We start from the raw sequence: 25668 nt of genomic DNA, 5'->3' as shown, positions 1-25668 counted from the left end.
TCCAGCAGACATGATGAATCAGATATTCTCGCCGATGGGAATCCCTCGCGATTCCGTCAGGTCAGATTATGCTCTAACCGGCGGACACCAGCTCTCCGCAGCGGATCAGTGCTCGATCGGCACCTTGGCCATCACCAGCGCGGTGCCGGCGGTTGTCGGGCGCTCGATCACGCGACGCACGCGCGGCGGCTCGCTGCCGCTGTGCAGCGCCCGCAGGCGTTCGCCGACCGTGGCGTCGGCTTGGGTGATGCGGCCATTGTGGCGCACATATTCGAGCCAGGTCGGCGTGTGGTAGTGCTCGATCCAGATCATCGGATTTTCGAGATCTCGCGCCAGCGTCCAGTTGCGGGCGCCGTCACGGCGGCGGATGCGGCCGCGTTCGGCCATGGTGGCGAGGAATTCCGCCTCGTCCTCATGGCGGATCACATATTCGATCATGATGGCGATGGGACCGCTGCGCGGCTTCAGGTCCAGCGCCAGATGCGGCTCCTTGAAGCGGTTGAGCGGGTCGAGGTTCAGCACCTGCTGCTGCGGCAGCGGCAGCACAAGGCCGATGGCGCCGCCGGCCAGCATGGCGATGGCGGCCGCGATCAGCGCGGTTTCAGCGCCATGCGCATCGGCGACGACGCCCCAGATCCAGCTGCCGAGCGCGATGCCGCCGAACGTCGCGGTCTGGTAGACCGACAGCACCCGGCCGACCACCCAGCGCGGCGTCGCCATCTGCACGGTGACGTTGAAATGCGAAAGCGCGATCACCCAGCAGGCACCGCCAACCAGCAGGCCGAGCGACGTCTGCCAGGCATGCGGGCTGATCGCCGCATTGAAGGCGCAAACCGCGAAGCCGGCAAAGGCGCAGCGCACCATCGTCTCGCTGGAGAGCAGCTGCCGCAGCCGCACGCTGATCAAGGCGCCGCCGACGGCGCCAATGCCGAAGGCGCCCAGCATGATGCCGTAGGTCAGCGCATCGCCCTTGACGACGTCGCGCGCCACCAGCGGCAGTAGTGCTAACACCGCGCCGGCGCTGAAGCCGAAGGCGGCCCCCCTGACCAGCACCTTGCCGATGTTGGGCGACATGGCGACATAGCGCAGGCCGGCGCCCATGGCCGCGCCCAGCGACTCACGCGGCAAGGTCGATACCGGCACATCCGGCTTCCAGCGCGCCATCACGACGATGAGGCCGATATAGCTCACCGCGTTCGCCGCGAAGGCGGCCGCGGCACCAGCGGCCGCGACGATGATGCCGCCGATCGCCGGACCGACACTGCGCGTCAGGTTGAAGCCCATGGAGTTCAGCGCCACCGCGGCGGGCACTTTGTTGCGGGGCACCATGTCGCCGACCGAGGCCTGCCAGGATGGACTGTTCAATGCCGTGCCGCTGTCGATCAGGAAGGTGAAGGCAAGCAACGTCCACGGCGTGATCAGGTTGCAATAGGTGAACACGGTCAGCAGCAGCGAGACGACCAGCATGAAGATCTGGGCAACCAGCATCACCTTGCGCCGGTCGAAGCTGTCGGCGATGGCGCCGGCGACAAGCGCAAACAGCATGATCGGCAAGGTGGTCGAGGCCTGGACCAGGGCGACCTGATAGGGCGAGGTGGCGATGGTGGTCATCATCCAGGCCGCGCCGACACCCTGGATCAGGCCACCGAAATTCGAGACGAGGCTTGCGGCCCAGACGGCGCGGAAAATGCCATGCCGAAAGGGCGCCAGCGCCGAGACGCTCTCGCTTTCCGGCTTTTCGTCAATCATGGATGGGTCCCTGCCACGGCCTGCGGATCCTTGCGGTGATCCCTTTCCCCGGATCGTTAGCCGAAACTATGGCATCACGCAGCAAAGGGCGAATGTCTTGCGTGGAAGATCATGGTCCAACAAGGGGATAGCGAAGGGCCACGCAGCCATCAGCCTCGCAAAGCTATCGTTGGCGTCTGCGCTCAGGCCCTTTTCAACCCGCCTCATTGTCGGCGGCCCGCAGTGCTTCGGTTAGATGGCCGGCAGTCTGGCCGCCGGCGTGCAGGCGGAGGAAAAGCTCCATACCCACCAGCCGCATCCGCGATGCCTGGTCGCGCCTTGCCAGATCGATCAGGTCGTCCACGGAAGCTGCCGGCCATTTCATGGCATCGCGCAGCAAGCCGCCGCGCAACAGCCCTTGCGTGCCGGTGGTAAAATTCGCGGAAACCTGGAACCCGTTCTTGCGGGCATGAACATTCTCACGCGGAATGTGTTTTTCCGCCACCTTCTTCAAGAGCCATTTGCCCTGCTTGTGGCGGTATTTGTGCCGTCTCGGCAGATGGATCGCGAAGTCGATCAGCCGGTTTTCGATGAACGGCACCCTGAGCTCGACCGAGGCCGCCATGCTGAGCCGGTCATGCCGGTTCAGCAGATCCTGCATGTGTCCATACAGGTCGTGCAGGCAGCAGCCCAGGAAAGCGCGATCGCTGAGCGACGGCAACGGCTTCAACCGATCGAAGATCTTGGCCTGAAGGAAATTCAGTTCCGGCGACAGCGCCCTGAGCACGATGTTGCGATCCCAGCCATGGGCATTCGCGATCGATGTCCGGAAAGGGGCGTATCTCTGGCGTTCGAATCGCCGGGCTAAGTAACGCTTCGAACGAAACAGGCGTCCCGGCCATGACCAGGGCCGCCACAGCCTCATGCTGGCCTCCTGCCAATCATAGCCGCCAAAGAGCTCGTCGGCGCCTTCGCCGGTCAAAAGCACCTTGACGCCATCGGCCCGGCATTGCTCGGCAAGCGCCAGCAGGCAGGCATGGCTTGCATGCCAGCCGTCGCTTTCCAGGTGCCAGATCGTCCTTGGCCAGAGTTCCAGAAAGCGGTCCTTGTCGATAGGGATCCTGTGCAAGGTCACGCCGGCATGGCTGGCGGTGCGTTCGGCATCCTCGGCTTCGCTGTGGCCGATGCGTGGGTCAACGACATAGGCCGACATTTCCGGCCTGAACCGTTTCGCCAGCGTCGTGACGAGGCCGGAATCGATACCGCCGCTGCAGGCCGCGGCCAGGCTGGTGTCAGCAATGCAATGGAGCCCGACGCTGTCCTGGATCAATTTTTCCAGCGTCGCCATATGCTCGGCGTCCGTTGCGTCGTCGCCGACGATGCGGGCCGCGTCGAGCACATCGAGGACGTGCCAGAAGCAGCGCTTCTCGATGCCGGCGTCGGTGATCTTCCACAGGCCTGCTGGCGGCAGCCGCTCTATGCCCTCGAACAGGCTGGAGCGGGAGTCACGGCTCTGCCAGGCAAGGCGCAGGGTGATCTCACGCGCGTCGATGGCGCGGGCGACGTCGTCACAGGCAAGGATCGCCTTGTCCTCGGAAGCGAAGAGGATTCGCTCGGCGGTCTCGGCCACCGACATCGGCTTGATGCCGAGACGGTCGCGCGCCAGCCAGAGCGTGGTGGCCCGCCCATCGAAATAGGCAAGGGAAAACATGCCGTCGAACAGCGGAATGGCCTTGTCCGGCCCCCAGTGGTGCAGGGCCTCGAGAACCACCTCGGCGTCCGAGACCGTCCGGAACCGCCTGCCTTCGACTTCAAGTGTCCCGCGCAAGGATCGGTAGTTGTAGACCTCGCCATTGTAGACCAGCACACCCTGGCCACAGGCCGTGAGCATCGGCTCACGCGCATGCTCGAGAGATCGATGATCGAGAGCCGCCGGTGCCCCAGCGCCAGCCGGCTGTCGTTCCACGTGGCATGGTCGTCAGGACCGCGATGCGCCAGCGCCTGCATCATGCGGCCGACGGCGGCGAGATCGCCGCCGGAGACAGGGTTCCGCTTGCGCCATACGCCGGCTATGCCGCACATGGTCCGTCGGTCGGTCCTGGCTGCTCCGGGGATTTGCGAGAAGTCATCGGGACAAAATGATCGCCTGGCCGGGAATGGCTATACGGCAATCTAGCCAGAACGGGCGCCGCCGCAAGCGGACCGCTGTTTTCAAGCATTCCGAGTTGAAGCCGCCGCACCCTTCCCGAGGGGTTTCAGAACCCGTTCTGGATGCGCTCGAAGATGACGTTGGCGAAGGCCGATATCTGGCCACCGATGAACGGGCCGGTGAGCGCCACCACGAGCATGATGGCGACGATCTTCGGCACGAAGGTCAAGGTGATCTCCTGCACCTGAGTCAGCGCCTGGATAAGCGCGATGCCGATGCCGACCGCCATGGCGACCAGCACCACGGGCGCGGAGGCGGTCAGCACCGTCCACACCGCATACTGGACGATGTCGAGAGCGTCGGCCTCGTTCATGTGGGCGGTTGGCCTAGCTCGCCGGCTTGATCGATACGCCCGCGCCGACCGGCACCGTGGTGCCATCCTGGAGCACTGCGATCAGTCCGTTGCTGCCAAGCGTCACCGAAGCCACAGTGCCTGACGTCTTGCCGTCGGCCGAGGTGATGTTGCGGCCTATGAGAGCGTCGGCCTGCGACAGCGCCGAAGACTGCATGATCTGGTCGAGCTTGGTGTTGGTCTGCACCGACTGCTCGACCTGCGAGAAGGTGGCGAGCTGGGCGACGTATTGCGTCGAATCCATCGGCTTGGTCGGATCCTGGTTCTTCATCTCGGCGATCAGAAGCTTCAGGAACGAGTTGTAGTCGACAGCTGTCTTGGATGCCTGCGTGGTGGTCTGGTTGGCGCCAACCGGTATCGTCGTCGTCATGTCCACGGTCATCAGTAGCGTGCTCCCACGGCCAGCGGGCGCGAGGCGCCCGGAACATCGTCATTGCCGCCAAGCGCGCGGCGTTCGAGAGGATAAAGCGAACGGATCGCCTTCAATGCCTCGTAGATATGATCCTCGCCGACCATGCGATCGATCTGTTTCAAGGCGCTGCAGATCTCGGCATCCTCGAAACTTGCAATGAGCAGCGGCAGCGAGCGGCGGAACATCTCGCGTGCTTCGCCAGCGCCGGCAGGGTTGATCAGCATGACCTGCACGATGAAATAAAGCTGCCTGAGCGGCGTCGATGCCTGGTCGGCCTGGATCACATGGCTCTCGAGCAGGAACTGCACGTCGTTCATCAGCTCGACGGTGACCTTGCGGTCGACACGGATGACGGCGCCATTGATGTAGATCTTCTCGTTGGGCTTCAGCGAGATCTTCAGCGTGTTGGTCATTGAATGCCGTCGCGGATGATCTGGGATACTTCGATCAGCCCTTCGAAATTGTTGGTGCGTCCCTGGCGGATGTCCTCCGCTTCGCGCAGCAGCCACAGGCCGATGGAGATCAGGTTGGCGCGCAATTCCTTGGGGAGCGCGTTGTCGCTGGAGCCGAGGTCCTCGACGAAGGCGGTCCAGACGCGATTGGTGAAATGCAGCGCCTCCACCGCCTCCATCGAATCCTGGCCGGCCACCGCTGCCGCCGACAGCATGTCGATCGAGCGGGTCAGCAGCTCACGCTCGCGGTCCTTGGCGTCCGCGACAGAGGTGCTCTGGATGTCGGCGTAGGAAAATTGGTACATCGTCGGCTCTACCGTTCCGCTGGGAGTTGTCAGGTCAGGTAATTCAACAGGCTGAGCTGCTGCAGGCGCGCTGTCAGGGCAAAGGACGTCTCGATATGCTGCGTCAGGTCGGCGACGCGGGTCGCGGCTTCGGCGGGATCGACGGCCTCGAGATCGAGAATGTGGCGTTCGAACAGGTCGACTTGCGTCTTCATGCGGTCACTGGCGTCGGAGACGCGCTTCTGGACAATGCCGGTTTCGGACTGGACCTGGCCGATGCCGCTCAGCGCCTCGCCGACCAGCGACTGCGAGCGGGTGATGATCGTATCCTTCGCCGCCTGGCTGATGTTGGTGGACATCAGGCTCGAGACCATTGCGGCCGCCATGGCGAGCTTCTTGACACCATCGCTGTTGGCGCTGGTCGAGGTCGCGGTGGTTTCGTTGAGCGCGATGCGGCTGACGATCTGCTGGTCGGTGGCATTCGACATGTTGGCCTGCCAGCCCGCGCCGAGGAACTGTGGCGTGACATCGTTGGTGATGAAATCGTCCATCTGGGCAGCGGTGATGGTGGCAGCGGCCGGATCATCGGGCGTGAAACCGAACTTGGCGACAAAGGACGCGTCGAAAGCGGCCTTGGCCGGCGAACCGGCCGCCGTGAAATCGTTGATCGGCTTGACGTCGGTGTTGGTGCCGGCGAACAGGTATTCGCCATTGACGCTGGTGTTGAGGATCGAGGCAAGCTGCTGGATCGTCGTCTGGCCGGTCGATTGGGTCAGGCTGTCGGAATTGTCCCCAGACGATGCGGTGGTCAGGCTGGACAGGAAGGTCTGCGCCACGCCGGAGAGCTGGCCGAGCGAGGTTTGCGTCGATGAAAGCCGGGCGGCGACCAGCCCGTTGGAATCGATGATCACGTTCAGCCGGTCGAGGTCGCGCGAGAAGGTGACGGACTGAGCGGTGCGTCCGCCCAATGCCAGACCGACATCGGCGACCTTGCCTGTCGAGGATTCCTTCGTTGCCTTGACGAGGTCCGCCTGCATGCGCATCTGCTGATAACGCATGGCATTGGAGATGGCGGCCGAGGAAACTGAGGTCATGGATTATCCCACCGCGTTCAACAGGGCCGTCATCATATCGTCGACGGTTTTCATCATTCGGGCTGACGCCTGATAGGTGTGTTCGAGGTCGAGCATCAGCGACATTTCCTGGTCGACATTGACGCCGGTCGCATTGGACAGAGCCTCGGCGCTGCGCTGTGCCAGCGCTTGCTTGGCATCGGCGGCGGTGGAGGCCTGCTGGCGCATGCCCTGGAGCCAGCCGATCGAATTGGCGGCATAGTCGGAAACGCTGGACGTCGCTGAAATCCCGGCGGCGGGGTCAAACGTCATCGGCTGGTCGAGCCGGTCGCCATAGGCAACCAGAAGGCTGGAATAGGAAGCGCCGCCGCTGGCGTTGGCGACATAGGCCGCGCCGTTGGCGCCGCCATCGCGCAGCAAGGTCGGGTTGCCACCAGCGCTCGGATCCATCGCGGCATTGATGCTGATCGTGCCCGCAAGGCCATTGACCAGAGTGCCCGCGGCTGGCACGGCGGGCCCGCCAGACCAGGTGAACAGACCAGCGGCGTCGGGCATGGAAGGCGCGGTTTCGGCAAAGGCCGTGATCAGGCCGCGCGCGGTCTCGTCGAGCTGGCCCTGCATGGCCGAGGCGACGCCGTCACGCAACTGCAGCAGGCCGGCAAGCTTGCCGCTGGCGCTGGTGTTGCCGCCGGTTCCTGCCGAGACCGGCACGTTGTCGATATAGACGGTGTTGCCGGCGGCCCCGGCGGCATAGCCGGCCGATGGCGTGAAGCTCACCGTGCGCGGTATCGTCTCGAACAGCGTCGTGCCGTCACCCGTGGTGATGACCATGTCATTGTCGCCGCGCGTGAAGGTCGAGACCGGAACATAGTCCGCGATCTTCTTCAGCAGCGCGTCACGTTGGTCCAGCGCGTCGGAAATATCGGTGCCGGAACGGGTTCCCGAAATGACCGCCTGGTTGGCGTCCTGGAACTGGCTGAGCAGCGAATTGAGGTCCTTGACCGCCGTGTCGATCTGGCCGTCCGTCTGGGTGCGGAAAGCCTGAATGGCCTGGGAGCCCTCATTGAGAGAGCGGACGACCTGCCTGGCCGCGTCGATGACGGTGGAGCCGAGATTCTGGTTGGACGGCGAGGTAGCGTAGAGCTGCAGCGCCTGCTGCAGGTTGGCGATGGCGGTCGAGGGGGAGGAGGCGTTGTCGACGCCATTGACCGACACGTCGAGCTGATCCATGCCGCTGTAGAGCGCGTTCTGGCCGCTATAGGCCGACAAGGCGCCGAGGTTCTGCCGGAATAGCAGGTCATTGGTGACGCGCTGGATATCAACCGAACGGGCGCCGGGCGCCGTGCTGGTGATGGCGGCGATGCGGCGCGTATAGTCCGGATTGGAAGCGTCCGAGACGTTGCGCGTGACAACGCTGGTCTGCCGCGCGGTATTCATAAGCGCCGATTGGGCGATGCTCAATGCGGAGGATAGCGACATGCTGGTCTTTCACGGGCGGCGCCCGGTTTATCTCTTCAGGTTGACAAGGACGTCCATCAGGTCGGAACCGGTCTGGAAGACTTTCGAATTGGCGGTGTAGCTGCCCTGCGCCGCGATCATGTCGGTCAGTTCCTCGGCGATATCGACGTTGGAATTCTCGAGCGCGCCGGAGATGATGGAGCCGAGTTTGCCTTCGTTGGCAAAGCCGACGCGGACCGCGCCGGAATCGGTGCCCTGCGCGTAGACGTTGCCGGGAAGGGCCTTGAGCTGGTCCGGGCTCTGCACGTCGGCCAGCGGAATCTTGTAGAGCGGCTTGGTGGAGCCGTCCTTGTACTGCGCGTAGATGGTGCCGTCCTTGCTGATCTGAACCTTGTCGATGGTGCTCGGCGCGTTGCCGTTGACCTGGGCGTCGGAAACCGTGAAGCCGGTGCCGAGCTGGGTCAGCTTCGACAGATCGAGATCGAGGCTGGCGCCGTTCGGCACGGTGAATGAAACGCCGGTGGTCGCGCCGGTCAGCTTGCCGGTGGTGGTGTCGAAGGTCAGGTTGGCCGTGCCCAGCGCTCCGCCGGTGTAGGGGAACGATGTTCCAGGCGTGGCCTTCGACTGGTCAAAGGCCGATACTTCCCAGGTGCCGGGGCCGGTATTGGTGAAATAGACGTCGACCAGCACCTTGTTGCCGACATTGTCGTAGGCGACCATCGAGGACTTCGAGGTGTACTGTGCGCCTGCCGAGTTGGTGGAGGGCAGGTTGCCGGCCGCGACCGGGGTCGCACCCGCCGGCAGATTGCCGCTGTAGCTGCCCAGGGTGCTTGGCGTCGCCGTCATCCCCTGGTCGGAAATGACGACAGGGACCAGCCCTTCGAAGCCGTTGACCGTCGCCGCCGGCACGCCGTTGGCGTAGCTGTAGGCCATCAACTGGAAGCCGGCCGCGTTGACCAGTCTGCCCTGCGCATCGGGAACGAAGGCGCCGGCGCGGGTCAGGAAAGGCGTGCCGCCGGGATCCTGGACGACAAAGAAACCATCGCCGCTGACGGCAAGGTCGGAGACCGAAGTCGTGTATTGAAGCACGCCCGGATCGCTGACCGCCTGCCGGATCGTGGTGGTGATGCCGCCGGAATTATAGGCGCCGCCCGTGGACGGCATGATCAGCGTCGAAAACTCGGCGGAGGAGCGCTTGTAGCCGGTGGTGTCGGAGTTGGCGATGTTGTCGGCCGTCGTCGACAGGCGGTTTGCCTGGGCGTTCATGCCGGAAACGCCGGTCCGCATCATTCCGTAGAGGCTCATCGAGATGTCTCCGCAATATCCATGCCACTGGCGGCGAGGCTACGCGTCCTGTCTTGCGCGAGGCTGGCGCGGTGCTGCTTCAAAACACGAGCCGGTAGCCTAGGAAGCGTTTGGAATCGATCGGGTCGGTGCCCAGCTTCTCACGCAGTTTCTTGCGCAGTTTGCTGATATGGCTTTCGACCACGTTCTCCTCGACCTCCTCGTCGAAGATGCCGTAAATGGCATTGAAGACCTGGGTCTTGGTGACGCGGCGGCCACGGTTGCTCGCCAGATATTCCAGGATGCGGCGCTCTCGGCGCGGCAAGGGCAGCGGCTGGCCGTTGATCTCCGGATCGCGGCCGTCCATGAAGATGCGCATGGCGCCGATCTCGGTGTAGGCGACATCCTCATTCGCGCGACGGCGAATGGCGGTTATGCGGGCGAGAATCTCGCGGATGTGGACAGGCTTGCGGATAACGTCGTCGACGCCGCTCTCGAACAACCGCAGCGTGTTTTCCAGCGAATGCTGCTCGCTGAGCGCAATCACCGGGGCGCCGGTGCGGTCGCGGATCTGGCGTGGAGAAATGGCGCCGTCACGGCAGTCGCCGATCAGGAAGGCCCGCACCGAACGCAGGTCGGAATCGGCGGCCGAGTTCACCCACTCGCCGAATTCATTGGGCGCGAAACCGGCGCAGGCAACGCCTTCGCGGTCAAAAAGTGAATTGTATCCCTCTGTTACGAGCTCTCGCTCGTCAACGATAACGATCATCGGCCCCGCCTCCGAATCAGCTCATCTGCCCCGTGAGGAAAGGCGTAACGGCTGGCGGGAATCCTGAACACCATCATTTCTTGTAACTAGTTTCTTGGGAGTCTGGAATCGCATCGGTTGCATTAGCGTGCAACCAGATATGCCTGGGGTGGCAAGTCTTGATCAAATCAAAGCGCAGGCCCGAAGAAGTGAGTTCGGCCCATTAGAAGCAGAAAATGCGCTTATGGGTTGCAGAAGGCGCGGGCGTTGCCGGTCCATTTTCCAAAGCCGGTGGCAACCATGTTGGCGATCACCCGGCAGACATAGACCTTTTGCGCGGGGTCGTTGTCGGGACCGGCATGATAGCGGGCGACGGCCATCGACCAGGTCTCGTGGCGGGCATGGAGACTGGCCAGGAAGCGCGCCGCGTAGTCGACATTCTGGCGCGGATCGAGCATGTCCTCGACGCTGCGGAAATGCGAGGCATGGTAGTGGTGATTGATTTGCATGCAGCCGAGATCGATCAGCGTCTTGCCCTCGCGCTGCGCATTGGCGAAGGTGGCAAGCGCCTCGGCGCGGCTTCTCGGGAAGACCGCTTTTCCTTCTACATTCAACGCGTTAGGCTGAAGGCTGCCTTTCTTGCCGGTTTCGGTCAGGCCGACGGCATAGAGGATGCCGGCGGGCACGCCATAGCGGTCGGCGGCGCGCAGGATCTCGGGCTCGCAAGGGTTGGTGGCGGCGACGGCGCCGTTCACGAGACTAGATAAAAATATGGCCGCCAGCGCGCTCGCGAGAAGGCGAAGCGGCACGGCCGTAATCCTGCGCGTCATCATGACTACCCCTTGCGGATTGCTGACCTGGTTGCTGGCCGCCGGTCCCACTGCCGCCGCCGCCTGAGTTTCCAGGCTGAAACGATGGCTGGTCGCGGCCAGGTGCCGTGGTCAGGGAGGCGGTTGCATCCGTCCGATTTGTCGCCGGGACAGCTACCGATGGTTGCATGATGGAGACCTTATCCACCTCGAATCCCAGTCCGCGCAGCGATTTCACGATCGCCTCGCTGTCGCTGGAAAGGCGGCGGTAGGCATCATGCGTTTCGGGCTTCAGTTCAATCGAAAGTTGTTCTCCCGAGAGGCGAAGATGGGCCGTCACCATGCCCAGCTCGGCCGGGTGAAGTTCGATCTTCAAGACATGTGTCGGAACGGCAACAGAGCCGGCCAGATGGCTGGTCGCCGACGCCATTGAAAGCGCTTGGCGCGGGCCGCCATCGGCCGCTATTGCATTGATTACGTTGAGGGCTGCCTGGCTCATCGGAGCCTGCGGCGGAGCAGGGAAGCTGCGCTCGGAAACCACGTCGATGCGCGCCGATGCCGGGAGCTGTTTTCCTGGATCTGACCGCAGCGATGACTGAACGTCGGCGATGGACTTCGGTTGCGGCGCCGCCTGTTTCGGCTCCGCGCCCGGCACCTCGGCCGGCGCCGCCTCGGGAAGCGGGCCAGCGGCGATCGCATTCTCACGCCCTGGCGCGCCAGCGGCGGTATCGCGGACGGACTGGCCGTCGAGCTTGGTCAGCGGCCCATCGACGAGCGATGCCCGCTCGGGCTTCGACATGGGTTCGAGATCGTCATGCCCGGCTGCGGATTTCGCCCGATAGGCCTTAGGCACGACTTGCCCCCCGGGCGGCGGCTCCTGCCCGGTTTCGTCTGCATCGGCCGACGTGGCAGATGTCGAGAAGTGGCGCAGCTCATGAAACGCCATCAGCAGCGGCAGATGGTCGTCGAGCGGTGCGGCGCCAGTCGCCGGCGTTTCGGCGTCTGCGTCCTTGTCCGTCCCAACGTCCTTGCCGTCTTTCATCGATTTCGCGGCTGGCAAGCCGGCGGACGCGGCTCTCGTCTTGCCGACCGGCATCGGTTCGTCCTCGCCGGCTTGCGCCGCAAGGTCGGAGGCAAGCTTGCTCCAGCGCGGATCGCGCGAGATGGCCTCGGCCGCCGGCTGCTTTTCCGAGTGGGCCCGGCTTGCGCCGGCACGCACCATCTTGCCGAAACCAGCATCATCCGTATTTCCGGGCGTGGCCGGCTGCTCCGCCGTCGTACGCGCGGCGGTAAATCCTGGCAGGGCCGGGCCGAGGCTGGGGGTCATTTCGGGGCGGCTCCAAGCATCTGGTCGATCAGGTCGAGCTGTCGACGGGTTCTCAACATGGCGGCGTCGGTCGGATCGGTTGTGCCGGGACCGGCAGAGGTGGCTGGCGCCGATGCGGGCAGGACCGTCGCCGAATCGGCTGCAGGCGCCGAAGCCGGCGCGGCGGCCTTTGTGCCGGATGGCGCAATGGCGGGCTGTTCGGAGACGGCACCTTCGACAGGCGGCAACCCGGCAGCGTCGTCGGCCTGTGCGGCGGCGGCCTTGGGTTCGGGCGGCGCGGCTACCCTGGTGGCTGGAAGGGAAGCCGGTGGCGCCACCACCTCACCGGCGATGGTCTGCGCGGCGTCGAGCAGGGCGCGATCACCGTCCGACAGCCTGCTGCGGTCGATCTTGCCAAGCTTGGCGCGAACATCCCCAATGGTGCCCGAGGTCACGGTGGACAGGCTGGAGTAGAGCAGGGCGCGCGGATCGCCCTGGTTGGTGTTGCCGTCGCGGCCCTGCACGGCCCGCGCCGAGGCGAAGGCCGACAATTCGCCAAGGCCGTCGATCGCGGCACGGCGGGCGATGCGCAGATAGATTACCTTCTCGCGCTCGGGATCCATCATCGAGGTGATGTCGGCCAGCTTGTCCTGGCTAATCGACATGTGCAGCGCGATGACGCCGGACACGAAAGAATCCGCGAACTGGCTGGCATAGGGCGAATAGAGATAGCGCTCGACATACTGGGTGGAGGCAAGCGCGAAACGCGCCGCATCGCCCTGCGCGGCGGCAATGCCGACCGAACGCCGCAAGGCGGCTTCCTCGACCAGCGTGCCGGGGCTGAGAAGTCTGGCCTCGTCGAGCAGTGTGAGCGCCACCGCCGGTTGATCTCCGGCAAGCAGCGACCCTTTGACCAGGGCAAGGAATGCGCCGAGATCGCCGGAGAGCATCATCGGATCGATCGGCGTCAGCGCTTCGATCGCCTCGCCGGGGCGGCCATTGAGATAGTCGATGACGCCCCTGGCGATGGCAAGGTTCGGCGGATCAGCGGCGGCGCGCGAGACGGCCGTCTCGACAGTCACCGGATTGCCGCCGCTCATGCCGTAGACCAGGAGCGCGCGAAAATTCCTGGCGTCCTTGAAGTCCTCCGCATCCGCTTCGCGCAGGCGCGCATCGGTCATTTCGAGCAGCTTGGCCTGCATCGGCATCGCGGCGTGATCGCCGGCGGCGATGCGGTCCTGGATGAGTTGCAGCGAGCGCACGAGCTGGTAAGGCTGCAGCGTGTCCTGGGCGAAGCCGGCGGACGGATATCCGGCGGCCAGCAGCAACAGGCCCATCAAGCGGCTGATGACGGCCGCCCGCTTCATCCGCCGGTCGCCATCAGGATCTCGATGCGGCGATTGACCGCCGACATCGGATCGGCGCGATCCTTCGGCTGGCGGTCCGCGAAGCCGGCAACCTCGGTAATGCGGCGTTCGTCGACGCCGCCCCGCACGAGCATGTAGTAAGCGGAATGCGCCCGCGCCGTCGACAGCCGCCAATTGTCGTAACTGGCGCTGCGGAAGGGCCGCGCATCGGTGTGGCCATTGATACTGATCGTCCCCTTCTGGCTGTTGACGATGCGGCCGATCTTTTCCATCGCCAGCACCAGCTCGCGGCGCGGCAGCGCCGATCCGATTTCGAACATGCCGAAGTCGAGCTGGTCGGTGATCGATATGACGACTCCTTTATCGGTGGCTTCGACGGAGACGCCGTCATGCAGCTTGTCGCCAGGCTTGAAGGCATCGGCCAGCTGGCGCTTGACCTCGGCGGCGGCTTTCAGCGCGGCGGCTGTCGGTGCATTTTCCGCGGCATCGGGCTTTGCAGCCTCTTGCTGCGCGACGGTCGCATCCATCGCCTTGCCGTCGGCCGCCATGATGTCGCTGGCCTTGGCGTCGCTGGCCTTGGTTGCGCCGGCCTTGGCCATGGCGGCGTCCTCGCCGTCCTGTGCCAGAGGCTCGAGCGGTGCGTCCTCGACCGGCGGCGCCGGCGGCATGGCCTTGACCTTGGCGACCTGTGTCTCGGCGGCCTTGTCGCCAGGCTTGAGCGGGTCGCCCTCGATCCTGGGCCGCTGGGCACTTACCTCGGCGACGGGCGCGGCGACCTGCTGCGACCAGAAATCCGGCTCGAAGGGATCACGGTAGGACGCGCCGCCGGAGGCGCCGGTCGCGGGACCCGCATTTTGCGCGCCGCCGTCGCCCTTCTGGCTGACATTCTGCATGACGCCGGTGTCGGTGGCGATCTCGGAGAGCACCGCGTAAGGGTCGGCGAAGAGGTGATCGTCGGACTGTTGCGGCTGCTGTGCCTGCTTGTCCTGCTTGCGGTTGGACGAGCCCACGGCGCCGATGCCATCCTGTCCGGTCTTGATGGTCGCGTCCTGCGGCTCGTCGGCCGTCAGCCCGACCGAGCGCGGCCCATTGCCGAGATCCTTAAGGCCCTTGCGGCTCGACTCACGGTCGACGAGCTTGACAGGATTGAAGTAGCTGGCCACCGCCGTCTTGGTCTGCTCGTTGGCGGCGTTGATCAGCCACATGACCAGGAAGAAGCACATCATCGCGGTCATGAAGTCGGCGAAGGCGATCTTCCACACGCCGCCATGGTGGCCCTCGTCGTGGTCGTCATGACCCCGGCGCACGATGATGATCTCGTGCCTGCCATGATCGGCTTCGGCGACGCTCATGACAGCACCTCGGAGAAGGTTGCCGACCATTCGGCCATGCGTGTCTCGAACACGGCCTCGTCAACGGTGACCGTCAGATCCAAGCCGGGCGCCTCGACGAAGTCGAGATTTGCAGCGCGGGCGCCAAGCGATGCCTTGAGCGTTTCGAACAGCGACAGCGGCCCACGGACGGCGATGCGCACCGCTTCGCCGTCGCCGACGGCTTCGCGAACCGCGCTGGCGAGCGCTTCAAGCGAGCGCCGCTGCAGATCGTCACTGACGACGCCGCCAATGATGCGGGCGACCGTTGCGGCGACAAGATCCGTCACACGCGCCTCCATGGCATCGATGCGCGACGAGACCGCCTTGCCGATATCGCCGCCGAAGCTTTCGAGAAAGATCCTTGCTTCCTCGGCATGCGCCTGGCGCTCGGTTTCCAGCGCTGCGTGATGGGCGGCCGAAAGCCGCTCCGCAAGCGTCGCCTCCGCTTGGGCGACCGCCTCGGCGATCAGCGTGCCGATATCGGCCTGCGGCTCGGCTGCTTCCGGCCTGTGCTCGGTCGCGGCCTGAGCCTTGCTGACGCGCGGCGCACGCGGACCGAAATCGGGGAGAAGATCGAAAAGGGCTGCGGAGGGCATGGTTTAGGCCGCGACTTCCTGGGCGGCCCATTTGCGCAGGATCTGCGCGGTGCGCTCCTCGTTGATGTCGACCATGCGGGCAAGCCGCTCCTGCGGTGCCGGTCTGATCTTCTGGCGAAGATCATCGAGCGGGGTGGCGCCGGGCCGCGCGCCCGGCAGGGCGCCGATGGCGACACCTGCGTCGGCGGAAGCGGCTGCCTCCGGAGTCGGTAGCGAACGCTGGACCTCGTCGAAATTGGGACCGGCTATGGCAGGCGTCGCCCTTGCCGTCAGTGCCGCCGCCATCGGCCGCAGGCCGAAGAAGGCCACCAGGAACACGACGACGATGAAGGCGCCGGCGTTGATCAGCGTGCCGGCATGCTGGCCGATCGAATCGAGCATTCCAGCCTGCGGGATCGCCTCGCCGTCCAGCCCATCGATGAACTCGACCGCCGAGACGTCGACGACATCGCCGCGCTTGTCGTCGAAGCCGGTGGCCGACGCCACCATTTTCTGGATATCGGCGACGCGCTTGGCGATCTGGTCCGGCGTCGCGTCCTTGCCCAGGATCGCCTTCAGCCGGTCCTGGTTGACAACGACGGCGATCGACATCTTGGTGACTGTGTAGCCGTTGGAGACGGTGGCGATCTTCTTGGAGTTGATCTCGTAGTTGGTGATCTCTTCCTTGCGGTCGTTCTGCGAGGAGGATTGCGGGCCTTCGGTCGCCGTCGCCTGGGTCTCGGGCAGGTTCTGCTCGACGCTGGCGGGGGTGGAGGCCTGCCTCTGGTTGTTGTTCTCATTGGCGCGCACCGACTGCACCGAACGCTCGACGCGGGAATTCGGATCGAAGATGGTCTCTTCCGTCTGGCGGGTGTCGGTGTTGATCTCGGCCTTGACGCTGGCGCGGAAGTTGTCGGGCCCGAGATAGGGGGTGAGTGCGCGGCGGATATTGTCGCCGATCTGTGCCTCGACAGTCTGCTCGACACCGAGCGTGCGGGCGGCACTGGTGTTGGAGGGATCATCCCCGGCGGCCAGCAGGTTGCCGTTGGAATCGAGCACCGTCACCTTGTCGGCCGACAGGCCAGGCACGGCGGCGGCGACGAGATGGCGGATCGACTGGGCGCTTTTCTCGGCATCGATGCCGGCATAGCGGATGACGACCGATGCGGAAGGCTGCTGCTCGTCGCGGCGGAAATTGGCGCGCTCGGACATGACGATGTGGACACGTGCCGCCTTGACGCCTGATATCGACTGGATGGTGCGGGCGATCTCGCCTTCCAGCGCACGCACGCGGGTAATCTGCTGCATGAAGGAGGTGAGGCCGAGCGAGCCGACATTGTCGAACAGCTCGTAGCCGGCATTGGCGCTGGTCGGCAGGCCTTTTTCGGCGAGCAGCATGCGCGCCTGCGCCGTGGTGCCGGCCGGCACCAGCACCGAGGTCCCGTCGGCGCCGACATCGAAGCCGATGCCGGCCTCGCCCAGCACCAGGCCGATCTGGTTCACGTCGGAGCGATCGAGCCCGACATAGAGCGTGTCGTAGGCGGGGCGGTTGAGGTAGACCGAGGCGATGCCGATGACGCCCATCACCAGAACGGCGATGCCCGCCAGCATAGCGAGGCGCCTCACACCAAAACCGCGGAGATTCGAGATGATGCTCTGGATCTGTTCCGGCACGATTCAGCGACTCCCAGCATGACTGTCCGCCGGAACACTAGCCTCCGAAGCTTGTGCGAAAATGAAATCGGGCCGCGCTTGCGGCGCGGCCCCTTGAATTGGAAATGGAAGTATCCGCCAGCTACGGCGGAACTAGCCGTTCTTGAACAGCGACAGGATCGACTGCGAGGAACTGTTGGCGATCGACAGCGACTGGATGCCGAGCTGCTGCTGCACCTGCAGGGCCTGGAGGCGGGTTGATTCCTTGTTCATGTCGGCATCGACGAGCTGACCGACGCCGCGGTCGATGGAGTCCATCAGGCTCTGCGTGAAGGTCTTCTGCAGGTCGATCGAGCTCTTGGCCGAACCGAGGATCGTGGCGGAGTCGGTCAACTGGCTCATCACCTTGTCGATCTTGCCGATCATCTGGGTGATGATGTCGTCGGTAACGCCGGCCGCCGTGATGTCGAGATTATAGGCGGAGACGTTGTCGATCTTGGCGGGGGTGCCTGTCACCGCGGCCTGGCCGGCGGTGTTTGCGGCGATGTCCGTGGCTCCGCCCGCGATCGCGGTGGCGTAGGCTGTATCGTACTGGCTCTGGGCGGCCGCGGTGGAATAGACCGAGGTCTGGCGGTCGAGCGTGCCGTAGTTCTTGACGTCGGTGGCGAGACCGGAATCGAACAGCTTGGTGCTCTCGACATCGATGTCGATCGTTCCGAGCGAAATGGCGCCGGATGAGGAGCGATTGAAGGACGAGACGATCTTGGCGTCGGGCTGCACGCCATCATTGGGCGCGGCGACCTGCTTCGACGTCACCGAAAGGAAATTCGAACCCGAAAAGGTGGCGGCGTCGGCAAAGGACTTCATCTGCGCCTGGAGCGTCGTGATTTCAGTCTGCGTCTTTACCTTGGCGGCGTCGGCCTGGCCGACGGTGGAAAGCAGCTTGGTCTTGATCTGGCCGATCGTCGTCAGGACATTGTTCATGCCGGTGTAGGCGGTGTCGACCTTCGAGGCGCCGAGGCCGAGCGCATCCTGCACGGTCGAGAGCGCCTGGTTGTCCGAGCGCATCGTCGTGGCGATCGACCAGTAGGCGGCGTTGTCGGAGGCCTCCGAGACCTTGTAACCGGTGGAGATCCGGGCCTGTGTCTGCTCGAGCGATTTGTTGGTGGCGTTGAGGCTTTGAAGTGCGGTCAACGCCGCGGCGTTTGTCATGATGCTCGCCAAGAAAATCGCTCCTTTTCCCACCCGGTCTTTTTCAAAAAACCGGCATTGCCCTCGCGAGCGTTCGCCCGCCCATGGATTGCCGTCGCGCCCACAGGGCCGATTCGCCAATCCTTTGTAAGCTATTGGTTAACCATGACTAGCGCGTTATGGTTAACGGCCTGTTAAAGGCTCGCTTTTGAGGGTTAAGGACCGAGGGTTGCGCGGGGCTGGAGCAACGCAAAACGGGCCGCGCTTTTGGCGCGGCCCGTTGTTTACTGCGCTCTAGGTTGAGCGAAGTGGATTAGCGGAAGAGCGACAGGATCGACTGCGAGGAGCCGTTGGCGATCGACAGCGCCTGGACGCCGAGCTGCTGCTGAACCTGCAGGGCCTGGAGGCGGGTCGATTCCTTGTTCATGTCGGCATCGACGAGCTGACCAACGCCGCGGTCGATGGAGTCCATCAGGCTTGACGTGAAGGTCTTCTGCAGGTCGATGGAGCTCTTGGCCGCGCCGAGCTTGGTGGCGGCGGTCGTCATGTCCTTGAGCGCGGCGTCGACGACGGTCATCATCTGCGAGATCTGGCTATCGCTGGCGGCCGTGCCACCCGAAAAGATGGCCAGGCTGGCGACCGAATAGGTGTCGGTAGCCGCTGCGGCAGCGCCGAGCGTCGGGGCCGAAGCTGCTGCCGCAGCGCCGGTGGCGCCGAGGCGATCCGTGTCCAGAATGCCTTTGGCCGTCGGGGCCGCGCCGGCGTCATAGAGCTTGATGCTTTCCACGTTGACGTCGATCGTCGAGATCGAAACAGCACCGCTGGCGTCGCGGTTGAAGGCCGAAACGATCTTCACGTCGGCCGCCGTGCCCGAAGCGGTGGACAGCGAAAGCATGTTGGTGCCGGAGAAGGTGGCGCCATCGGCGTAGGCCTTCAACTGATCCTGAAGCGCCTTGATTTCGACCTGGGTCTTTTCCTTGGAGGCGTCGGTCTGGCCGTAGGACGCGGTCAGCTTCTGCTGGATCGAGTTGATGGTGGTGATCGCACTGTTCATGCCGGTGTAGGCGGTGTCAACCTTCGAGGCGCCGAGGCCGAGCGAGTCCGAAACGGTGGACATCGCCTGGTTGTCGGAGCGCATCGTGGTCGCGATCGACCAGTAGGCGGCGTTGTCGGAAGCCTGGGAGACGCGATAGCCCGTCGAGATGCGGGCCTGGGTGTCCTGAAGCGATTTGCTGGTGGCGTTGAGGCTCTGCAGCGCCGTCAATGCGGCGGTGTTCGTCATGATGCTGGACATGGCTACTCGTACCTTGATTTTACAGGTGTTTTTTTGACATACCGGCTTGTCCGGTATGACGGAGCGGCATCATGCCAATGATCGTCGAAAGAGATCACCCGCCATCTGCGAGCGACTATGGCGGCGAGTTCCTACCAAAGGCCTAAATCCGACGGTTAATCGAAAATAATCTGGGAATTCGATGATGGTTCCCGCACCGCCCACCCTTGTCGGCAGACGGTGCCTTTTGCCGGGGCCGTGCGACGGAAACAGTCAGGTGAAGGAGCGCACCAGGCTGCCGACAAGCAGGTTCCAGCCGTCGATCAGGACGAAGAACAGGATCTTGAATGGCAGCGACACCACGGTGGGCGGCAGCATCATCATGCCCATCGCCATCGTGATGGTGGCGACGATCAGGTCGATGACCAGGAAAGGCAGCACGATCAGGAAGCCGATTTCGAAGCCGCGCCGGATCTCGGAGATCATGAAGGCCGGCACCAGGATGCGCAGGTCGACCGTGTCGCGCGAGACGGTCTGGCCGCGCTCGCGGGCGAGGTCGGCGAAAAGGTCGAAGTCCTTGTCGCGCACATTGTGCAGCATGAAAGTGCGGAACGGATCCGAGATCTTCTCGAAGGCCTCGGTCTGGCTGATCTGGTTGTCCATCAGCGGCTTGACGCCGGTGTTCCAGGCCTGATCGAAGGTCGGCGCCATGACATAGAAGGTCATGAACAGCGACAGCGAAATAAGGATGAGGTTAGCCGGCGTCGACTGCAGGCCGATGCCGGCGCGCAGGATCGAGAAAGCGATGACGAAGCGGGTGAAGCTCGTCACCATGATCAGCAGGCCCGGCGCCACCGACAGCACCGTCAGCAGGCCGAACATCTGGATGATGTAGCCGACGGTGGTGCCATCGGCCTTGCCGATGCCGCCGAGGTCCAGTTGCTGGGCCGCCGCGACGGATGTGGCAGCGCCGATCAGCGCCGCTGCAAGAAGAAATTTCTTCATTCGACCAGCAATGTCCTGATGAGTACCTGTTTGGCATGGCCCTGGCTGCGGATCGAGGCGCGTTCCTCGAGATCGGCTTTCAGGTGCTGGTAACCGCTGGCGCCTTCGATCTGGTGCATCTTCAAGGTGCGCACGAAGGCCAGAAGGTCCTGCTGGATGTCCTCCGCCATCGCCGGCGGCTGCGGCGCGTCATAGACCACGAATGCCTCCATTCTGATCCAGGTGTCGGCAGGCGAGGCGATGTTGGTGGTGATCGGCGCCAGCGCCGCGAGCGTCGGCCCCGTGCCCGGCTGTTGCGCGGCGGCGGGCTGGGCAGCCTTGCCCTCGTTCTCCGGCGCGACCGGAACCGACGCCGGTCCTCCGACGCCCTTGAGATAGCCGCCGGACAGCCAGCCCATGCCGATGGCTGCGGCCGTCACCACCAGCAGCATGGCGCCCTGGACGGCAAGGGAAGGTCCCTTGCGAGGCTGAAGCTGTTCGACATTGGCCACGCTGTTCTCCAACCCTAGAACGGAAGAACCTGGTCGAGAACCTGCTGGCCGTAGGCCGGCTGCTGGATCTCGGTGATGCGGCCGCGTCCGCCGTAGGAAATGCGCGCCTCGGCGATGCGCTCGTAGGGGATCGTATTCTCGGCGCCGATATCAGCCGGCCGCACGATGCCGGCGATGGTCAGCACCCTGAGTTCGGCGTTGACGCGTACCTCCTGCGAACCGGTGATCATCAGATTGCCGTTGGGCAGGACGTCGGTGACGATGGCCGCGACATTGAGCTCCAGCGTTTCCGATCGTTTGATCTCGCCGTCAGCCGTTGTATCCGTGGCCGAGTTGAGCGCGCCGGAACCCTTGCCGGCTGTGCTGAGCTTGTCCCATTGCGCGCTGATGTCGAAACCGAGCTTGCGGTTGGCGGTGCGGCTTCTGTCGTTCTGGTTCTTGAAGTTGGCGCGGTCGTTGATGCTGATCTTGACGGTCAGGATGTCGCCCTGCGACAGCGCCCGGGGATCGGTGAACAGCCGGCTCTGGCGATCGTTCCAAAGCGAGAATTTCTTGATCGGCGCGCGTGGCGACTCCGGGTATTTGTAGAGGGAGCCGGTGTTGCCGCCATCGATGCCGGAGCCGACCGGCGACAGCGCAGGTTCCTTGCCGACCTCCCTGAGATTGGTTCCGCAGCCGGACAGCGCTGCAACCGCGCACAGGATGAGCATTCTGCGGATCATGACGGATCTACCCTTCGGGCTGCGCTGGCCATGATGCCGGTGAGCGTCGCCGCCGCCTTCTGGTCCATTTCGTTGAGAATGACACTGGCCTTGCGAGAATCGAGCTTCATCAGGATGGCCGCGGCCAGATCTGCGTTGACGATCGCCAGGCGTTCGGCCGCGGCATCGGGCTTCATGCCGGCGTAGATCTTGACGACGCCGTCCTCTGCCCGGGCCAGGAAGACCTCGCGCCGCTTGAGCCACGTCTCGTATTCGGCCTTCTTCTCGTCCAGCGCCTTCATGCGCTGGTCGATGCCGGCCTGGAGCTGCTTCAGTTCTTCCGCCTGCAAGGCATAGCGGCGGTCGCGGGCGGCGTCGGCGATGTTGGAGCAGAAGCGCTCGATCTCGCTTTGGTCAGGCGCCTTTTCCCGCGTCAATTGCCGCGGCGCCATCGCGGGCTGCGCTCCGGGCAGAACCTGGCGAACGGTGTCCTCGGCGTCCGCGCCGCCGGAAAAGGACATGGCCGCGACAGCTGCTGCCGCGAACAGAATTGTGCGGGAGCGGCGCCTTTCATGAGATGAGAGGGGAGGGATCATCGGCATCGCCTATTGGAGAACCAGATCGGCTTGCAGGGCGCCGGCCGACTTGATGCCTTGCAGGATGGCAATGATGCCGTCCGGCTTGACGCCGAGACGGTTGAGGCCGGAAACGAGGGTTTGCAGGTCAGGCCCGTCGAGCACGGCGACGCGGCCGTTGGGCCGGCTGGCATCGATGGCGGTGAACGGCTCGACGGCGGTTTCGCCCTTGGAGAAGGGTTCAGGCTGCACGACACGCGGCGCCTCGGTGATGCGCACCGTCAGTGTGCCGTGACTGATGGCGACGCGCGAGATCTTGACGTCGTTGCCGATGACGATGGTGCCGGTGCGCTCGTCGATGACGACGCGGGCCGGCGTGTCGGACTCGACCACCAGATTCTCGATCTCGGCATAGAAGCGGGCCGCCGATATGCTCTTCGGCCTCCTGATCTGGACGGTGCGGGAGTCGCGCTCGGCCGCCACGCGCATGCCAAAGCGCTGGCTGGTGTAATCGTTGATCGCGTCGGCGATACGGATGGCGGTCGAAAAATCGGGATTGCGCAATTGCAGCGTTAGCGTCGGCTGGTCATCGAATTCGGCCTTCACCGACCGCTCGACAATTGCGCCGTTCGGGACCCGGCCGGCGGTTGGCACGCCCTGCGTCACTTGCTGGGCCTGACCCTGGGCGGTGAACCCGGAAACGATGACCGCGCCCTGGCCGACGGCATAGATCTCGCCGTCCGCCGCCTTCAGCGGCGTCATGATCAGTGTGCCGCCTGATAGCGAGGTGGCGTCGCCCATCGAGGAGACGTCGATGTCGATGCGGGCGCCCGATTGCACATAGGGGGGCATATTGGCGGTGACGATGACGGCGGCGACGTTCTTGGCGCGCGCGCTGCCGCCCTCGGTGGCGATGCCGAGATTTTCGAGCATGGCGCGGATCGACTGCTCGGTGAACGGCGAATTGCGCAGGCTGTCGCCAGACCCGGCGAGCCCGATGACGAGGCCGTAGCCGACGAGCTGGTTGTCGCGCGAACTCTGCAGCTGGGCGATGTCCTTGATGCGCGAGGCGACCTGGCCCGGCGGCAGCGAGCTTGGCCCGGACGACACGCGGAACATGCGGGTGGTGGTGGCCGGATCATATTCCGGATCGTCGTAGACGCCGCCATTCCTGGCGGCGAGTTCGCGCTTGGCCTTGGGCGTCAGGCCGTCGGCCAGCGCCGGCTGCAGGCCGAGCGCGGCCGCAAGCAGAAGGGTAAATGCGCGCATCATGAAGCGCTGACCTGGATGGTTCCGTCGGCCATCACAGTGCCGGAAAGGATCTTGCCGCTGTCGGTGTTGCGAACCTTGATGAGGTCGCCGGCCGAACCTGGCTGCAAAGTCACGGCTGTCGCCGATATCGTCAGTCCGCCGGCGATGAAGAAGACCTGCACGGCGGCGCCCTGTTCGACCAGCCAGGCCTCGCGGATGGCGGTCGAAGGAATGTAGCGGCCGGGCAGCAGCGTGCGCTTGGCGATCTTGCCCTGCAGCTCCTCCGCGCGGGTCGCCACCGCATCGGGCTTGTGCTTGCCCGGGATTAGCGTCACCTGCTTCAGCGCGGTGATCTCGATGGTCTCGCCGGGATAGATGACCCGGTTGGGAATCAGCACGACCTCGCCGGCAGGCTGACTTCTGGCGATCTGCGTTGCCGATTGGTCTGTCGACTGGCCTTTCGACTCCTGGGCGAAAGCCGGCAAACCACCGACCACCAACGCAAAGGCAAGCGCGGCGCGGCGGAGTGCGGAGCAGGAGATCGGCATGGCCATCGTCCGTTACCTGATGTTCTTGGAGACAACCGAGGCCATGTCGTCGGCGGCCTGGATGACCTTGGAGTTCATTTCATAGGCACGCTGCGCCGAGATCAGTTCGGTGATTTCCTTGACCGGGTCGACGTTGGAAGCCTCGAGATAACCTTGCTGGACGGTGGCGAAGCCGGGGTCGCCGGGCACGCCGACATTGGCCGGGCCTGACGCCGTCGTTTCCTGGAACAGATTGTCGCCGAGCGGCGCCAGCCCCGCCTCGTTGGCGAAGTTGACGATCTGGAGCTGGCCGAGCGTCTGCAGGTTCGTCTGGCCGTCGATACGGGCGAAGACCTGGCCGGTCTTGTTGACGATGACTTCGACGGCGTTGACCGGCACGGTGATGGCCGGGATGACACTGGCGCCGTCCGCGGTCACCAGCTGACCGGTGGCGTTGGTGTTGAAGGCGCCGGCGCGGGTATAGAGCGTGCCGCCATCTGCGCCCTCGATCTGAAACCAACCGCGGCCGGTGAGCGCCATGTCGAAACTGTTGCCGGTGCTGGTCAGTTCGCCCTGTGTGTGGACGTTGCGCACCGCGGTCGTCTTGACGCCGAGGCCGATCGAAACGCCCTCCGGCACCAGCGAGGCGTTGGAGCGGTTGGGCACGCCTTGCGTGCGGTCGACCTGGTAGAGCAGATCGGAGAATTCGGCCCGCGCCCGCTTGTAGCCGGTGGTGTTGATGTTGGCGATGTTGTTGGCGATGACTTCCAGATTTGTCTGCTGGGCATTCATGCCGGTGGCGGCAATGGCGAGTGCTTTCATGGCCTAACTCCTCAGATACCCATGCGACTGACTTCGAGATAGGCCGAAACGACCTTGTCGCGGATGGCGACGGCGGTCTGGAGCGCCTGCTGCGCGCTCATCACGGCATCGACGACCTGGCGGGTGTCGGCATCGCCCTTGAGCGCCTGCAGCGACACCTGTTCGGCATTCTGCAGCGTGTTGACGGTCTTCGACGCCGCCTGGCTCAGCGCCTCGGTGAAGGAGGTGCCAAGATTGCCCGGTGTCGCGGGCGCGACACCGCCTTGAAGCAGGTCGGTTGCCGTGTCGCCCAGCCCAGGCTTCAGGTTAAGCGCGCCGATGCCGTTCACGATCATTGGTTCCTCATCAGGTCGATGGTCATTGAGATGAGGTCGCGCGCCTGCTTCACGACTTGCAGGTTGGCCTCGTAGGAGCGGTTGGCCTCGGTCATGTCGGCCATTTCGATCAACACGTTGACATTGGGCAACTTGACGTAGCCCTTCGCGTCGGCGGCCTCGTTGCCGGGTTGGAATTCGACGGGAAAGTCACTCGGATCGCGGTCGATCGAGTTCACTGCGACCGTCGAGCTGCCGGAAGCCCGGTCGAGCTCCGAGACGAAGCTGATGGTCTTGCGGCGATAGGGGTCGGCGCCGGGCGTCGTGCCGGTCGACTGGGCATTGGCGAGGTTCTCGGAAACCACGCGCAGGCGCTCGGACTGGGCGCCGAGGCCGGATGCTGCGACTTTCAGGGCTGAGGTCAACGCGTCCATG

At 64.4% G+C, this 25668-nt stretch carries 27 protein-coding genes; all 27 read right to left on the bottom strand.

All coding sequences use genetic code 11. The features are described from left to right. Positions 1-105 precede the first annotated feature (105 nt). Positions 106-1749, bottom strand: a complete 1644-nt coding sequence (locus tag FJ548_RS23665; RefSeq protein ID WP_140779093.1) for an MFS transporter — start codon at positions 1747-1749, stop codon at positions 106-108. A 193-nt stretch (positions 1750-1942) separates the two neighbouring features. Then, a complete protein-coding gene (gene asnB, locus FJ548_RS23660; protein ID WP_281407098.1) occupies positions 1943-3694 on the bottom strand; it encodes an asparagine synthase (glutamine-hydrolyzing) in 1752 nt (583 codons plus the stop codon). Positions 3695-3983: 289 nt separating this feature from the next. Then, positions 3984-4250 carry a flagellar biosynthesis protein FliQ gene (fliQ, locus tag FJ548_RS23655; RefSeq protein WP_140690368.1) on the bottom strand — a complete coding sequence of 89 codons (267 nt, stop codon included), beginning with the start codon at positions 4248-4250 and terminating at the stop codon, positions 3984-3986. Between the two features lie 13 nt (positions 4251-4263). After that, on the bottom strand, positions 4264-4671 hold the full coding sequence (gene flgD / locus FJ548_RS23650; RefSeq protein ID WP_140607223.1) for a flagellar hook assembly protein FlgD: 408 nt from the start codon (positions 4669-4671) through the stop codon (positions 4264-4266). Further along, complete coding sequence (gene flbT, locus FJ548_RS23645; RefSeq protein WP_140690366.1) at positions 4671-5114, bottom strand: flagellar biosynthesis repressor FlbT; 444 nt, start codon at positions 5112-5114, stop codon at positions 4671-4673. The genes flgD and flbT overlap by 1 nt, the downstream gene beginning before the upstream one ends. Then, a complete protein-coding gene (gene flaF, locus FJ548_RS23640; protein WP_140607221.1) occupies positions 5111-5458 on the bottom strand; it encodes a flagellar biosynthesis regulator FlaF in 348 nt (115 codons plus the stop codon). The genes flbT and flaF overlap by 4 nt, the downstream gene beginning before the upstream one ends. A 29-nt stretch (positions 5459-5487) precedes the next feature. After that, on the bottom strand, positions 5488-6531 hold the full coding sequence (locus FJ548_RS23635; RefSeq protein ID WP_140607220.1) for a flagellar hook-associated family protein: 1044 nt from the start codon (positions 6529-6531) through the stop codon (positions 5488-5490). 3 nt (positions 6532-6534) lie between these two features. Continuing rightward, a complete protein-coding gene (gene flgK / locus FJ548_RS23630) occupies positions 6535-7989 on the bottom strand; it encodes a flagellar hook-associated protein FlgK (RefSeq protein ID WP_140759511.1) in 1455 nt (484 codons plus the stop codon). 27 nt (positions 7990-8016) lie between these two features. Beyond that, the gene (locus tag FJ548_RS23625; protein ID WP_140779092.1) at positions 8017-9273 is read right to left on the bottom strand and encodes a flagellar hook protein FlgE; all 1257 of its coding nucleotides are present in this window, start codon (positions 9271-9273) and stop codon (positions 8017-8019) included. A gap of 79 nt (positions 9274-9352) precedes the next feature. Further along, positions 9353-10021, bottom strand: a complete 669-nt coding sequence (locus FJ548_RS23620; protein WP_140607217.1) for a response regulator transcription factor — start codon at positions 10019-10021, stop codon at positions 9353-9355. Between the two features lie 221 nt (positions 10022-10242). After that, positions 10243-10830, bottom strand: coding sequence for a transglycosylase SLT domain-containing protein (locus FJ548_RS23615; protein WP_246678746.1), 588 nt, complete (start codon positions 10828-10830; stop codon positions 10243-10245). Next, complete coding sequence (locus tag FJ548_RS23610; protein ID WP_140779091.1) at positions 10760-12136, bottom strand: flagellar hook-length control protein FliK; 1377 nt, start codon at positions 12134-12136, stop codon at positions 10760-10762. Before FJ548_RS23610 ends, FJ548_RS23615 begins: the two co-directional genes overlap by 71 nt. After that, the gene (locus FJ548_RS23605; protein ID WP_140779090.1) at positions 12133-13482 is read right to left on the bottom strand and encodes a chemotaxis protein MotC; all 1350 of its coding nucleotides are present in this window, start codon (positions 13480-13482) and stop codon (positions 12133-12135) included. The genes FJ548_RS23610 and FJ548_RS23605 overlap by 4 nt, the downstream gene beginning before the upstream one ends. After that, the gene (locus FJ548_RS23600; RefSeq protein WP_140779089.1) at positions 13479-14834 is read right to left on the bottom strand and encodes a MotB family protein; all 1356 of its coding nucleotides are present in this window, start codon (positions 14832-14834) and stop codon (positions 13479-13481) included. The genes FJ548_RS23605 and FJ548_RS23600 overlap by 4 nt, the downstream gene beginning before the upstream one ends. Beyond that, complete coding sequence (locus FJ548_RS23595; RefSeq protein WP_140779088.1) at positions 14831-15451, bottom strand: hypothetical protein; 621 nt, start codon at positions 15449-15451, stop codon at positions 14831-14833. Before FJ548_RS23595 ends, FJ548_RS23600 begins: the two co-directional genes overlap by 4 nt. A gap of 3 nt (positions 15452-15454) precedes the next feature. Further along, entirely contained in the window at positions 15455-17104 is a 1650-nt protein-coding gene (gene fliF, locus FJ548_RS23590) for a flagellar basal-body MS-ring/collar protein FliF (protein WP_140779087.1), read from the bottom strand. A gap of 132 nt (positions 17105-17236) precedes the next feature. After that, positions 17237-18307: a flagellin gene (locus tag FJ548_RS23585; RefSeq protein WP_140779086.1), complete on the bottom strand. Its 1071-nt coding sequence runs from the start codon at positions 18305-18307 to the stop codon at positions 17237-17239. Positions 18308-18587: 280 nt separating this feature from the next. Then, the gene (locus tag FJ548_RS23580; RefSeq protein ID WP_140607210.1) at positions 18588-19568 is read right to left on the bottom strand and encodes a flagellin; all 981 of its coding nucleotides are present in this window, start codon (positions 19566-19568) and stop codon (positions 18588-18590) included. Between the two features lie 252 nt (positions 19569-19820). Beyond that, complete coding sequence (fliP, locus tag FJ548_RS23575; RefSeq protein WP_140779085.1) at positions 19821-20552, bottom strand: flagellar type III secretion system pore protein FliP; 732 nt, start codon at positions 20550-20552, stop codon at positions 19821-19823. Further along, a complete protein-coding gene (locus tag FJ548_RS23570; protein WP_140779084.1) occupies positions 20549-21043 on the bottom strand; it encodes a flagellar basal body-associated FliL family protein in 495 nt (164 codons plus the stop codon). The genes fliP and FJ548_RS23570 overlap by 4 nt, the downstream gene beginning before the upstream one ends. Before the next feature lie 14 nt (positions 21044-21057). Next, positions 21058-21765 carry a flagellar basal body L-ring protein FlgH gene (gene flgH, locus FJ548_RS23565; protein ID WP_140779083.1) on the bottom strand — a complete coding sequence of 236 codons (708 nt, stop codon included), beginning with the start codon at positions 21763-21765 and terminating at the stop codon, positions 21058-21060. After that, entirely contained in the window at positions 21762-22346 is a 585-nt protein-coding gene (locus tag FJ548_RS23560; RefSeq protein WP_140759523.1) for a MotE family protein, read from the bottom strand. Before FJ548_RS23560 ends, flgH begins: the two co-directional genes overlap by 4 nt. A 3-nt stretch (positions 22347-22349) precedes the next feature. After that, a complete protein-coding gene (locus FJ548_RS23555; RefSeq protein WP_226890705.1) occupies positions 22350-23438 on the bottom strand; it encodes a flagellar basal body P-ring protein FlgI in 1089 nt (362 codons plus the stop codon). A 149-nt stretch (positions 23439-23587) separates the two neighbouring features. After that, positions 23588-24124, bottom strand: a complete 537-nt coding sequence (gene flgA / locus FJ548_RS23550) for a flagellar basal body P-ring formation chaperone FlgA (RefSeq protein ID WP_140779082.1) — start codon at positions 24122-24124, stop codon at positions 23588-23590. A 6-nt stretch (positions 24125-24130) separates the two neighbouring features. Next, the gene (flgG, locus tag FJ548_RS23545; RefSeq protein ID WP_140607203.1) at positions 24131-24919 is read right to left on the bottom strand and encodes a flagellar basal-body rod protein FlgG; all 789 of its coding nucleotides are present in this window, start codon (positions 24917-24919) and stop codon (positions 24131-24133) included. 11 nt (positions 24920-24930) lie between these two features. Next, positions 24931-25254 (bottom strand): flagellar hook-basal body complex protein FliE, encoded by a 324-nt coding sequence (locus FJ548_RS23540; protein WP_181168881.1) that lies wholly within the window; start codon positions 25252-25254, stop codon positions 24931-24933. After that, positions 25251-25667, bottom strand: a complete 417-nt coding sequence (flgC, locus tag FJ548_RS23535; RefSeq protein WP_140607202.1) for a flagellar basal body rod protein FlgC — start codon at positions 25665-25667, stop codon at positions 25251-25253. The genes FJ548_RS23540 and flgC overlap by 4 nt, the downstream gene beginning before the upstream one ends. Position 25668 lies beyond the last annotated feature (1 nt).

The organism is Mesorhizobium sp. B2-4-17 (genome assembly GCF_006441275.1).
In the GTDB taxonomy this organism is placed as follows: Bacteria; Pseudomonadota; Alphaproteobacteria; order Rhizobiales; family Rhizobiaceae; genus Mesorhizobium.
This window is presented reverse-complemented; position numbering and strand designations above follow the sequence as displayed.